The sequence below is a fragment of the Streptomyces sp. cmx-18-6 genome, assembly GCF_046548915.1.
Lineage (GTDB): Bacteria > Actinomycetota > Actinomycetes > Streptomycetales > Streptomycetaceae > Streptomyces.
In genome coordinates this window covers 268,188-280,673 of record NZ_JAEBEP010000009.1, presented here as the reverse complement: position 1 = coordinate 280,673, position 12,486 = coordinate 268,188, and the positions used below count along the sequence as shown (strand labels likewise).

Below are 12,486 nucleotides of genomic sequence, written 5' to 3'. Positions count from 1 at the left end.
ACGTTCGCGTCGGGCGGGACACCGGCCTCCTCCGGGTGACTCCCGACGTCTGCCAAAAACTCCTCGCCGGGCCCCGCCCGGGTAGGATCCGGCGCGCTTGAAGGACTCCTCAACCACCTGCCCGCCCCCGCTCACGGCAGCACAGTATGGATAGGACAGAGATGGACACGTCAGTACTGCAGAGCATCAGCAGAAGCGTTGGCCACCAGGCCCCCTTCGAGGATGCCGAGTTGGGCGGGATCACCTCGATCAGCGTCACCAACGCCAGAACTCTGAACGGGCTGGAACTCCTTCGCTCTCTGCGCATCCTCATCATGAACGGATGCGATGTCCCTTCCGTCGCTCAGCCGTTGTGCGAGATGACTTCCCTCAGAGCCGTGATCTCGAAGAACAGTGCGCTGCGGGACGTTTCCGGGCTGGGTGCGCTCCAGCTGGACCGAATGGATCTTCAGCGGAACAGGATCGACGACCTCTCCCCGCTCCTGGACCAGAAAACCCTGATGGAAGTGAACGTGGTGGGAAATCCGCTGAGTTCACATAGCTTTCGGCGGGTGATCCCGGAGCTGACCCGGCGCGGGTGTCGCGTGCTGCACTCTGACGAGGTCGAGTGGGGCATGGGGATACGCCTGGAGAGCGCAGGAATTCCGTTCTCCTACTACCGAAGTCAGGAGGGTTATCGGCTCTGCAGGCCGGGGATGCGGTTCACCTTGACGCCTGAACTGAATCACCCCGTGATCGCCCCGGAAGATCTTGAAGTGCTGCTGGACGAAGACCCCTCCGCCATTCCCGAGTTGTTCCAGAAGTAGCGCGCTTCGGGGGGCGTAAGGGCGTCGAGCACATGCCTGTCGACGTGTGTTCGACGCCTGGCCCAATGCCGCGAGATCGCGGCGGAGCATACCGATAGAGCACACCGATACACGCCCGGAAGAGCCTGATGGATGGCGAACCGGCCCGCCTGCGCCGACAGCGGCACGGTTGACGACGTCCCGGCCCCGTCGCGTGCTGTCACGCCGCGGGGGCGAGGAACCGCCGTGTTCGCCACGAGGCCGTTGATACGGCGGCCGCCGGTGCTGGTCGGCCCGACGCCCACGCCGAGCGCCTCGTCGCCGGGAAGACGCCGGACGCAGCGGTTGACCGGACCACGTTGTGCGGCCTGGAACCCAGCTGGTTCACTCACTCCATGACCCGCGACCCCGCCCCGTCCGACTTTGCCACGTCCGCTTCCACCACCCTGGAATCCGCCACGTCCGCATCCACCCTCCTGGATTCCGCCACCCTCGTGCGCGCGCTGATCGCCGCGCAGTTCCCGCACTGGGCGGACCTGCCGGTGGAGGCGGTCGACGTGAGCGGGACGGCGAACGCGGTGCACCGTCTGGGCGACGACAAGGCGGTACGGCTGCCGCGTACGGAGGGCAGCGCGGCGGACGTGGCGAAGGAGCACCGGTGGCTGCCCCGGCTGGCCCCGCGGTTGCCCGTGCCGGTCCCCGTGCCGCTGGCTCAGGGTGTTCCGGCCGAGGGCTTCCCCCGGGCCTGGTCGGTGTGCACCTGGATCGAGGGTGCGAACCCGACGCCCGGCGACGGCACATGGGCGCCGGAGCTCTTCGCCGCCGACCTGGCGGAGTTCGTCCTCGCGCTGCGCCGGATCGACGCCACGGACGGCCCGCCCGCGTACCGCAGCGAGGCCCTGGCCTCCCGGGACGCGAAGACGCGCAAGGTGATGGCCGAGCTGGACGGCGTACTGGACGCGGGGGCGGCCACCGCCGCGTGGGACAAGGCGCTGACCGCCCCGGCCTTCACGGGCGCGCCCGTGTGGGTGCACGGGGACCTCCAACCGGGCAACGTCCTGGTCGCGGACGGCCGCCTCACCGGGGTGATCGACTTCGCGTGCATGGGCCTGGCCGACCCGGCCGTCGACCTGATCGCCGCCTGGTACCTGCTGCCCGCCGGCGCCAGGGAGGCGTTCCGTACGGCGGTCGAGGCGGACGACGCGAGCTGGGAGCGGGGGCGCGGCTGGGCCCTGTCCATCGCGGTGATGGAGCTCGCGGCCTACCGGGAGTCGAACCCGGTGATGGCGCGGAACGCGTGGTGGGTGATCGGCGAGATCCTCGCGGAGTGAGCGGGTGAACGGGTGAGTGAGTGAGTGAACGGGTGAGGGACTATGCGGTTCCGGGGCGGGCCGGGGGCCGAGGCCCCGTGCCCGAGGAGGAGTTGGCCCCCCTTCAAATGGGGTGCCAGCCGTAGTGAGTGCGAACGCCCGGGCTTCTAGCGTCTGTTGGCGTGAGATACGTACAGAAGATCACCCACAGCCCGGCCGCCCGCAGCGCCGCAGCCGCAGGTCTCGTACTCGTAACCGCCGTGGGCCTCACCGCGTCACCGGCCCTGGCGGCGCCCGGGGCGGTGGCCGGCACCACGACCGCGGCGGCGGCAGGGCCCCGGACGGACGCGGGACTCGACCGCTACTACGGCCAACGCCCGGCCTGGGGCACATGCGTGCGGTCCCCGGACGACACGGAGGGCCGGGACCTTGACGAGGCGGGCGTGCGGTGCGCGAACGTCACGGTCCCGCTGGACTACACCGCTCCCCGGGGCCGCACGATCACGGTGGCGATATCCCGGCTCAAGGCCACCGACACCCGCCACCGCATCGGCGCGATCCTCCTGAACAACGGCGGCCCCGGCGGCCCGGCCGTGGACTCCCCGCCCGTCATACGCAAGGCGATGAAGAAGGCCGGCCCCCGCTACGACATCATCGGCTTCGACCCCCGCTTCACCGGCCGCAGCACCCCGCTGGACTGCCACTGGCCCGTCAGCTTCACCTGGTTCTCGGCCGGCGCGGGCCGGGCGGGCTTCGACCGCCAGGCGGCCCTGAGCAAGAGCCTGGCCGACAAGTGCCGCGCCGCCGACGCCTCGGTGCTGCCGCACGTCACCACACGTAACACCGCCCGGGACATGGACGTGATCCGGGGCGCGCTGGGCGAGCGGAGGATCTCCTACCTGGGCTACTCGTACGGTACGTATCTGGGCACCGTCTACACCCAGATGTTCCCCGGACGCTACGACCGGATGGTCCTGGACGGAGGGATCGACCCGCGTGCGTACGGCCCCCGGCTGCTGAAGGACACGGCACGGGAGAACGAGCGCGCGCTCTTTGCCTGGGCGTCCTGGGCGGCGGACCGCCACACGGCGTACGGCCTGGGCCGCACCCGTACCGCCGTGCTCGCCACCATCGACCGGGTGATGGCGAAGGCGGCGCGCGGCCCCCTCACGGTCGGGGCCGCACCGGAGGTGTTCAGGCTCGACGACACCCAGATCCCGACGCTCCTCTTCATGGGCCTGGCCGACGACACCGACGCGTCCCGGGCGGCTCTGGCCGAGCAGGTCTCCGTACTGGCGAAGGCGGCGAAGGGCCAACAGGCAGCAGTGTCACCGGAGTTCACGGAGGTGCTCCGCTTCGCGACGAGCGGCGCGGACTCGGCCTTCGGCAGCGTCCAGACGGCGATCATCTGCGGTGACGTACCGGCCCCGCGCGACCCGGAGGTCTACTGGCGGGGCATCGAACGCACCCGGGCCGCGCACCCCCTGTTCGGCCCGCTCACCGAGAACATCGGCCCGTGCGCGTTCTGGAACCCCCCGCGCGAGAACCCCACCCGCGTGCGTCACGACGCCCGGGCCCTGATCGTCGCCGCGACGGGCGACCCGCGCACCACCTACCGGGGCAGCGTCGCCCTGCGCGACCAGCTCCCCAACTCTCGGCTGCTCACCCTCAAGGGCGCCAACCGCCATGCGCTGTACGGGGAGTACGGCAACGACTGCGTGGACACCGAGGTCAACAGGTACCTGGCCACGGGGGTCCTGCCGAGGAAGGACGCGACCTGCGTCAAGCAGGGCGGGCTCGCCCCTGCCCGTGCCGACGCCGGGATCGCCAAGGTCAGCACCTGGGACGTCGGCACCCCCGAACGGCAGCGGCAGGGCGTCGACGCCGTCCGGAAGGCGTTCAGATAGTCCCGCAGCGGCTCAGGACTCATCCCCTTCTCGGCGGCCCGTGCCAGAAGCGCGTCGTACCGGTGCTCGCGCTGCGCGCCGGTAGTGACCTCCAAGCTCTTCCACCGCAGGCCGAAGCTGCGCGTCACGCCCGGGTCGTGTGCGGCGCGCATGTCCAGGTCCTCCTTCGCCCCCCCCGTGGTCCCGGGCTACTCGTCTCCGTCGACGCGTTGCCGCCGGCAATAGGAGGACGCGGGGCGGTGCGGCGACCGGGAAGAGGGGCGGTACGCGTCCTCTCTCTCACTGATCAGCGCCGGGAAGTCATAGGCCCAGCCCGGAAGTCGTACACCGCGAAGTCCGCCACCGGCCGGTAGCCGATCCGCTGGTACAGGCCGTTGCTGGTGGGGTTGGCCAGGTCGGTGAACAGCAGTACGTCCGATGCCCCCGCCGCCAGCGCCGCCCGGCTGACCTCGGCGGTGGCGGCTCCCGCGTAGCCGCGGCCGCGCAGGTGGGCCGGGGTGTAGACGGGGGCCACCCTGATCTGCCCGGCGACCATCGGGGTCAGGCCCGCCATGGAGACGGGGACGCCGTCCGGGTCCTCCCAGAGCGTGACCCGGCCATGGGCGATGCGCGTGTCGACCCAGGAGCCGGCGTCCTCGGGGGCGGATCCTCCGATGTCCGCCACGAACCCGGCGTACCAGCCCAGGAGTTGGTCGCGGTCCTGCTCGCCCGCGATACGGCTCCGACCCTCCGGGCGTGGCTCCGGCGGGGTCAGCGCGCCGAGGCGATACAGCCGCTGGCGCTCGTGGAGGGTGGTCGTCACGCCGGTGTGCCGCCGCCAGGACTCGGCGAAGGCGGCAGCGGTGTCGCGGTCGGCGCCGACACCGGGGAGGGCATGGCCGAGCCCGGCCAGCCGGACGGCGAGGGCGTCGGCCTCCGCCGGGTTGAGCGGGGTGAGGTTCAGCCGGCGGGGCGGAGTCTGAAAGAAGGCCGCCCGGACCTCGCCCGCCCTCTCCAGCACACCGAAGACGGGAACCCCGGCACCGTACGCGTGCGCTCCGCGCGTACGCAGCGCCTCGGTCACCGTCAGGGGGATGGTGTGCAGGGCGGGACGCGCGTGCAGGAAGCCTTCCGCACGGGCCAGAAAGCCATGGACGTCATCCGTGAGGTACCAGTCATCCGGGCGCATGCCTCATGTTCCCGCGCGTGGGTGAGCCCCGCCCCTGGTTTTCGGCGGGCGGGGCTGCGGGGCTGCGGGGCTGCGGCTGAGGAGGTGAGATGCTGACTGACGTCAGCAGCGCTCCGGGGCGACCCTATGGGTTTCGTCCAGCGCTGGGTAACGTCCATGACGGCTGGTCCTGAGCCGGGGAAAGCCTGATTGACCAGGGGCAACGGCTTTGACCGTCGAGTCTGGGCGTTGTGGAACTGAAGGGGTTATGCGGATGAGGCTTCTGTTCCTTCCCGATGAGGATGGGGTGGACGTCTCGGGTGGCGCGGCGGAACTGGTCACCCTGGCCCTGGCCCTCGCCCTTGCCGCGGGAAAGGGGGGGGCATGGAAACCACCACCTCGGCTGAACCGAGCTTCGGGGGCACTGAACTGGCTTCCGTCGAGGTGCTGAGCACCAGCGACCCGGGTGTCCGTATCCGAGTTGATTCGGAGCGCGGCGCTCTACTCATCGAGGGCGACCGGCGGGGCTTGACGGCTCTCGCTGACGAAGTTCAGTCGATGGCGGAGATGGACGACGGCGGGCACCAGCACATTTGAAAGAGGGTGGGCCTCTGAGGGGCTTCGGCCGGGACAGGCCCGGGGGAGTCCGGAGCCGGAGACCCGGACGGGTCCAGTGATCCGCGTCCCGCATGCGTGCCGCACGCCGGGAGCCCTCCTGCCCTCATGGGCAGAAGGACTCCTGACCTGCTGCTTTGCTGTGCCCCCGGCAGGATTCGAACCTGCGACACCCGCTTTAGGAGAGCGGTGCTCTATCCCCTGAGCTACGAAGGCCGGGGCTTGGAGGGAACCTTGGAGAAAATCCCGTGAGTGGATCTTCGACGAGGAAGCCAAGCCCGCTGGTCAGACATCGTGTGGACCCTGCTGAGCAGCGATGTTGCCCGACAGGAGCTACGCCAACGGCCGACCAGTGAACAGGGTAGCGGATGGCGATCCGCAAGGTGTGCCACGTTTCCGCTTCCGACTCGTACGGTCGCCCTGACCAGCATGTTTTCCGCCATTGACGGGGAGAGGGGCCTGACTCGGGCTGTGCGGCAGGATCGTTTTGCGCCTTCGGGTGATCTTTCGCCCCGTGTCGGCGTCACGCCGGAACGCCCGAACGTCGGAACGCTGGAACGCCGAAACGCCGAAACGCCTGAACGTCGGAACGCCTGAACGTCGGAACAACCGTGCCGGCCGACGTGTGGGCGTGCCGGTGGCAGGCCGTCGAACCGTCGTCGCTCCTCGCGCGGTCCGGAGGCGGTCCGGAGGCGGCAGAGGGCGGCCGCGCGTGCGTGACGGCCTGGCCGTACAGCCGGAAGTCCGATATGCGGCAGTTCGCGACTGATGGTCAGATGGGTCGACAGGTCCGAACGAGCGGGTGGAACGGAGCATCAGGCACATGGCCGAGACCTTGCCCTCCTTCGAGGACACGACCGACTTCGACAACGCCGACCGGGGCTTCATCGGCGCCCTCGTCCCCGGTGTGGTGAAGAGCGACGACGGACGCGTGGTCTGGGACAACGACGCCTACGGCTTCCTCGAAGCGGACTGCCCGGACACCGCGCACCCCAGCCTGTGGCGGCAGGCCCGGCTCTGCACGCGGCAAGGGCTGTACGAGGTCACCGAGGGCATCTACCAGGTGCGCGGCCTGGACCTCTCCAACATGACGCTCGTCGAGGGCGAGCGCGGGGTGATCGTCATCGACCCGCTGATCTCCGTCGAGACCGCGGCCGCCGCCTTCGCGCTCTACAAGAAGCACCGCGGCGACCGGCCCGTCACCGCGGTGATCTACACGCACTCCCACGGCGACCACTTCGGCGGCGTCCGCGGCGTCCTGGCGCACGGCGCCGAGGCGGGAGTCCCCATCCTCGCCCCCGCCGGCTTCCTGGAGCACGCCGTCAGCGAGAACGTGTACGCGGGCACCGCCATGTCCCGCCGGGCCGGCTACATGTACGGCGTCGGCCTCCCCAAGGCCCCGGACGGCCAGATCGGCGTGGGCCTGGGCGCCGACACCTCCACCGGGACCATCAGCCTCATCCCACCGACCGTGGACATCACCCGGACGGGCCAGGAGGAGACGGTCGACGGGGTGCGGATCGTCTTCCAGCTCACCCCGGGCACCGAGGCCCCGGCCGAGATGAACTTCCTCTTCCCGGACCACCGCGCCCTGTGCCTGGCCGAGAACGCCACCCACAACATGCACAACGTGCTCACCCTGCGCGGAGCCGTCGTCCGCGACAGCCGGATCTGGGCCCGGTACCTCGACGAGGCCATCGAGTTCTTCCACGGGCGGTACGACGTCGGCTTCGCCTCCCACCACTGGCCCACCTGGGGCCACGACAACGTGGTTGGCTTCCTGAGCGAGCAGCGCGACCTGTACGCGTACCTGCACGACCAGACCCTCCGCCTGCTCAACGAGGGGTACACGGGCGTCGAGATCGCCGAGCGGATCGAGCTCCCGCCCGCCCTGCGGAAGGCGTGGCACGCCCGCGGCTACTACGGCTCGCTCAGCCACAACTCCAAGGCCGTCTACCAGCGTTACCTGGGCTGGTACGACGGCAACCCCGCCCACCTCTGGGCACTCCCGCCCGAGGAACAGGGCCGACGCTACGTGGAGGTCGCCGGCGGCCCCGCAGCCGCGCTCGCCAAGGCCCGCGCCTACGCTGAAGACGGCGACCTGCGCTTCGCCGCCACCCTCCTCGACCACCTGGTCTTCGCCGATCCGGCGAACCGGGAGGCCAAGGACACGCTGGCGGGGGTGTACGAGCGACTCGGTCACGGCGCCGAGAACGCCACCTGGCGCAACTTCTACCTGCGGGGCGCCCAGGAACTGCGTGAGGGCGTCACGGGGGAGATGGTCGACGTGTCCAACCCCGAGATGATGATGGCCCTCACCGTCCCGATGCTCATCGACTCGATCGCCATCGCGATCGACGGGCCGCGCGCCTGGGACGACGAGATGGTCATCGACCTGATCCTCACCGACGGCCCCGCGCAAGCAGGACCCCGGCACCGGCTCACCCTCCACAACGGCGCCCTCACCCACCGCGAGGTCACCGGCCCGCCCCGCACGCCCGCCGGGCTCACCCTCAGCCTCACCAAGGCCCAACTCCTCGGGCTGCTGGCCGGCAAGAGCATCGAGGACCTCGGCAACGGCACAGAAACCGGAACAGGGGCCGGCAGAGGAACCGGCAATGGCACCGGCACAGAAGCCGACACCGGCACAGGAACCGAAACCGGCATCGGCGCCGAAGGTGAGACCGCCCTGCTCACTCGACTCCTCGCCTACCGGACGAAGCCCGATCCCGGCTTCCCGATCGTCACCCCCTGAGGGACAACAGACCCTCAGGCGTTCGGTGTCGCCGATCCCCAGGCGGCTCCCGTCACGACAGCGTCGTCTGGCACTCCTCGCACCGCCTGACCGCCTGCCGTGCGGTGTTCCCCTCGGTCGCGGTCGCCGGGTAGCTGCTGCTCAGCCGGTCCCAGAGCCCGGTCGGCGGTGCGGGGATCCATCCCCAGCGCGGCGCGGTCACCAGCTCCTCGACCACATGGGTGCAGGCTCCGGGAAGGTGCGCGTACTGCGTCGATGAGATGAGGATCGTGTCCGCGCGGAAGCGTTCCCACTCCTGCTGCGGCGAGGCCGCCGGCCGCGCTCTGGGCACGGATCCATCGGGCGGGCACGCGCAGCCCATCCCGATGAGGAAGTCGCAGCGCTCGCAACGCCTTTCGTCCATGGCTCGTCCCAACCCTCGTGTCATATCGGCTTCCCCACGGTAGATGATTCTTCCGTCGAAACCGTGAGCCGTACTGCTGTGCCGCCGTACTGCCGCACCGCCGTACCGGAAGCCCCCGGCCCGGGTGACTTTGGCCGTCCGGCCCCGGCCGCATAACGTCACGCGTACCGAGCCAGCGCGAGAAAGGCCCCCCGTGCCCCACACCGAGCCGCCCGAGCGCACCGACCGCGTCCACGCCCTCCTCACCACCGCTCCCAGGGCCCCCTTCGCCGTGGTTCGAGGAGAGCAGGGGGCGCTGGAGTACGTCGACGGGCCGCGCACACTCAGGGAGTTCGCCGAGACCACCTGGGCTTACGGCGACACGCCCTTCCTGGTGGCCGGCGAAAGCCGTTACTCGTACGGGGAGTTCTTCGCCGCCGCGTCCGCCCTGGCCGTCCGGCTGAGCGAGCGGTACGGGCTGCGCCCCGGCGACCGGGCCGTGGTCGCGATGCGGAACCGTCCCGAGTGGCAGATCGCCTTCTGGGCCGCCCAGTTGGCCGGACTCATCGCCGTACCCCTCAACTCGTGGTGGACCGAGGACGAGTTCCGTCACGCCCTCGACGACAGCGGGCCCGGCGTGCTGCTCGTGGACGGGGAGCGGCTGGAGCGGGTCGCGGAGTGGGCCCGGGAGTCCGGTGCGCACGTCGTCCTGTTCGGCACGGCGAGCGGCGGGAGCGGAGCCAGTGGGACGAGCGCTGAAAGCGAGGCGGGCTCGGCGGATCAACTCCCGTACGGCGTGCGCATCGAGCGGTACGAGGACTTCCCCGCGCCCGACCCGCTGGCCGCGCCGCCCGATGTCGAGCCCCGGCCCGAGGACGACGCCACGATCCTCTACACCTCCGGCACCACCGGCCGGCCCAAGGGCGCGGTGGCCACCCATCTCGCCCAGGCCGGGGCCGCGCTCAACCCCCGCTACCAGGCGGCCGCTTCGGCGCTGGGGAGGGGCGTCGTCCCGGGGATGGGCCCCGCGCCGGTCTCGCTGATGACGTTCCCGTTCTTCCATGTCGCCGCGTTCACCAGCTTCTACGGAGTGATGGCGGCGGGCGGCGCCCTCGTCCTGATGGACAAGTGGGACGCGGACGAGGCCCTCCGGCTCATCCGCGTCCACGGCGTCACGCACTTCGCGGGCGTGCCGACGACCGCCCTCCAACTGCTGGACGCCGCCGAGCGTACGGGGGACGAGCTGGCGAGCCTCACCCTGTTCAGCACCGGTGGCGCGGCCGCCCCGCCCCACCTCGTCGCCCGCCTCACCTCCCGTTACGGCGAACGCGTCGAGCCCCGCAACGGCTACGGCCTGACCGAGACCAGCGGCGGTGTTCTCGCGAACTTCGGCGCCGACTACCGCGCCCACCCCGGGGCCGTGGGCCGCCCGACCCCCGTGACCGAGACCCGGATCACCGGAGCGGCGGGGGAGGAGCTGCCGGAGGGTGAAGTGGGGGAACTGTGGTTGCGCGGGCAGTCGTTGATCCGTGGCTACTGGCGCGATGAGGCCGCGACCGCCGAGGCGTTCCGGGACGGCTGGTTCCGTACGGGGGACCTCGCCGTGGAGCGTGCGGGGCGGGTCGAGATCGTCGACCGCATCACGGACATGGTGATCCGGGGCGGCGAGAACGTCTACTGCGTCGAGGTGGAGGGCGTCCTGCACGACCACCCCGACGTGAGCGACGCCGCCGTCCTCGGCATCCCGCACCCGGTGCTGGGGGAGGAGGTCGCGGCCGTCGTCCGGCTGCGTACCGCCACCGGCGTCGGCTCGGCCCCTGCCCCTGCCCCTGCGACTGCCACCGGCTCCGGCGACGACCCCCAGGTCACCGCCACTGCCACCGGCTCCGGCCCCGGCGACGACCCCCAGGTCACCGCCGACGCCCTGCGCGAGCACGTCGGCCGGTCCCTGGCCGGGTTCAAGGTGCCGGCCAGGGTGCTGTTCACCGAGGAACCGCTCCCGCGCAACGCCACCGGCAAGATCCTCAAGCGCGAGCTCCGGGCCGCCGTACTGGCCCGAGTCGCCGAAGCCCCCGCCCGCCCCCGACCCGAGGCGGATCGCCCCCCGTCAGGCCCCCTCACGGCCGGGTGATCCGGACCCGGTAGTTCCCCTCCTCGTCCTCCTCCAGCACCGATATCCGTACGCCGTTGGCCCGGTCGGTGAACGTCTGGCCGACCCGGAACGGCGCGTCCGACAGTTCGGCGTGCACGTTGGGCCGCCGGGTGCAGCCGCCGCTGTCCTCGGTGGCGTCGGCGACGGAGACCGGGCCCTGGCCGGTGTCCACGTCGGAGCTGACCTTGTAGATGAGCACTCCGGGCCGGCAGACCGCCTCGTCGTTGCCCGCCGCCGTACGGACCTCCACCGCGTAGCCGGACTGGGCGCTCAGCGGGACGAAGGCGAGCTTGGCGCCGCCGTGGCCGGCCAGCGGTGTGAGCGTGTGCTCGCTGACGCCGGTCTCGGAGGCGCAGCTGATCTGGTCGTTGTCGAGCCAGCCGAGCTTCCACTTGTGCCAGCCCAGGAAGTCGTTGTTGGCCCCCCAGTCCTCGGACATGATGTCCCAGTGCCCCACCGAGCCGCCGCCCTCCATCGTGTAGAGGTCGGGCAGGCCGAAGACATGGCCGTTCTCGTGCGGCAGCACGCGGTAGCCCGTCTGCGGGTACGACCCCGAGCCGTCGTCCTGGCGGCTGTAGACGAAGGACGTGTTGGAGAGCGGGACGCCGTCCGCGTGCGGGGCGTCGTCGTTGCCGGAGAAGGTCACCGAGAGCACGGTGTCCAGGGCGGAGGGGCCGGCGTTCGGGGTGACCAGGACGTTGACCAGGTCGTACTCCGAGAAGTCGACCTTCGGGTCGGCGGCCGCCACCAGGTCCTTCACCAGCTGCCGGTAGCCCGGCTCGAACGGTGAGCCGCGCTCTATCCCGTACTCCGCGAACGGCAGCGGCATCCGCAGCCACTCCTTGACGGGGGCCTCGGGGCGGTAGTCGAGCCGGCCGTAGGAGCTCGTCGTGAACCAGTCGGAGGTCTGCGGGAAGAACTCCGCGAACCGGTCCGTCGCCGGTTCCGTGCCCTCCGCGTCCGGGAAGTCGATCATCAGGGTGAGCGCCCTGACCTCGCCCACGGAACGGGCGTAACCGGGCGGCGTCGGCAAGCCCTCCGACATCTGTACGCCCATGGCCGCCGCGATCCGGCAGGGGGCGAGCAACGCGTCCGGCGCGGTCGCCGCCGGCCCCGCCGTGGCCCGGCCGGAGCCGGGGAGGCTGCTGCTCGCCGACGCCATCGCGGCTATGGCCAGGGCGGTCGCTCCGGCGAGGGCGATGGGGCGGCGGTGTCTGCGTATCCGCTGGCGGGGCTGCTGCATAGAGGCGCCTTCGGGGTCCGCGGCAGCCGGCCGACCCTGGCTGCGCTCTGGCGATCAGCCTGTGCCGGGCGGTCCTGGGGCGCTCGTTGGGTGCGCCGATCGGAGGGTTTTCCGCGCCGAACGGTGTGACTCAGCTCACAGGGAAGTGTGAAATAAGCGGGGATCCTCTCCCCGTTTGCATACGTGTCCC

The 12,486-nt window shown here is 71.0% G+C and carries 9 protein-coding genes and 1 tRNA gene; 6 read left to right on the top strand and 4 right to left on the bottom strand.

Annotated features, from left to right (window positions below; translation table 11 throughout):
• Nucleotides 1-161: 161 nt before the first annotated feature.
• The 3 genes from ACLJPL_RS22590 to ACLJPL_RS22580 all read left to right on the top strand — a co-directional run bounded on the left by ACLJPL_RS22590 (nt 162) and on the right by ACLJPL_RS22580 (nt 4,002).
• Nucleotides 162-806 (top strand): hypothetical protein, encoded by a 645-nt coding sequence (locus ACLJPL_RS22590; RefSeq protein ID WP_411082695.1) that lies wholly within the window; start codon nt 162-164, stop codon nt 804-806.
• Between the two features lie 374 nt (nt 807-1,180).
• A complete protein-coding gene (locus ACLJPL_RS22585) occupies nt 1,181-2,116 on the top strand; it encodes an aminoglycoside phosphotransferase family protein (RefSeq protein WP_411082694.1) in 936 nt (311 codons plus the stop codon).
• Nucleotides 2,117-2,277: 161 nt separating this feature from the next.
• Entirely contained in the window at nt 2,278-4,002 is a 1,725-nt protein-coding gene (locus tag ACLJPL_RS22580; RefSeq protein ID WP_411082693.1) for an alpha/beta fold hydrolase, read from the top strand.
• A 286-nt stretch (nt 4,003-4,288) separates the two neighbouring features.
• Here ACLJPL_RS22580 and ACLJPL_RS22575 read toward each other — a convergent pair whose 3' ends face one another.
• Complete coding sequence (locus ACLJPL_RS22575; protein WP_411082692.1) at nt 4,289-5,170, bottom strand: GNAT family N-acetyltransferase; 882 nt, start codon at nt 5,168-5,170, stop codon at nt 4,289-4,291.
• Nucleotides 5,171-5,533: 363 nt separating this feature from the next.
• Between ACLJPL_RS22575 and ACLJPL_RS22570 the strand changes: the two genes are divergently transcribed.
• Entirely contained in the window at nt 5,534-5,746 is a 213-nt protein-coding gene (locus ACLJPL_RS22570; protein WP_411082691.1) for a hypothetical protein, read from the top strand.
• 161 nt (nt 5,747-5,907) lie between these two features.
• Here ACLJPL_RS22570 and ACLJPL_RS22565 read toward each other — a convergent pair.
• Nucleotides 5,908-5,980: transfer RNA gene (locus ACLJPL_RS22565), tRNA-Arg, on the bottom strand.
• A 607-nt stretch (nt 5,981-6,587) separates the two neighbouring features.
• Here ACLJPL_RS22565 and ACLJPL_RS22560 point away from each other — a divergent pair.
• On the top strand, nt 6,588-8,519 hold the full coding sequence (locus ACLJPL_RS22560) for an alkyl/aryl-sulfatase (protein WP_411082690.1): 1,932 nt from the start codon (nt 6,588-6,590) through the stop codon (nt 8,517-8,519).
• 52 nt (nt 8,520-8,571) lie between these two features.
• Here ACLJPL_RS22560 and ACLJPL_RS22555 read toward each other — a convergent pair whose 3' ends face one another.
• Nucleotides 8,572-8,922 carry a hypothetical protein gene (locus ACLJPL_RS22555; RefSeq protein ID WP_411082689.1) on the bottom strand — a complete coding sequence of 117 codons (351 nt, stop codon included), beginning with the start codon at nt 8,920-8,922 and terminating at the stop codon, nt 8,572-8,574.
• Between the two features lie 193 nt (nt 8,923-9,115).
• Between ACLJPL_RS22555 and ACLJPL_RS22550 the strand changes: the two genes are divergently transcribed.
• Nucleotides 9,116-11,032: a class I adenylate-forming enzyme family protein gene (locus ACLJPL_RS22550; RefSeq protein WP_411082688.1), complete on the top strand. Its 1,917-nt coding sequence runs from the start codon at nt 9,116-9,118 to the stop codon at nt 11,030-11,032.
• Here the strand turns inward: ACLJPL_RS22550 and ACLJPL_RS22545 are convergent.
• The gene (locus ACLJPL_RS22545; protein ID WP_411082687.1) at nt 11,019-12,296 is read right to left on the bottom strand and encodes a M6 family metalloprotease domain-containing protein; all 1,278 of its coding nucleotides are present in this window, start codon (nt 12,294-12,296) and stop codon (nt 11,019-11,021) included. The genes ACLJPL_RS22550 and ACLJPL_RS22545 overlap by 14 nt on opposite strands.
• Nucleotides 12,297-12,486 lie beyond the last annotated feature (190 nt).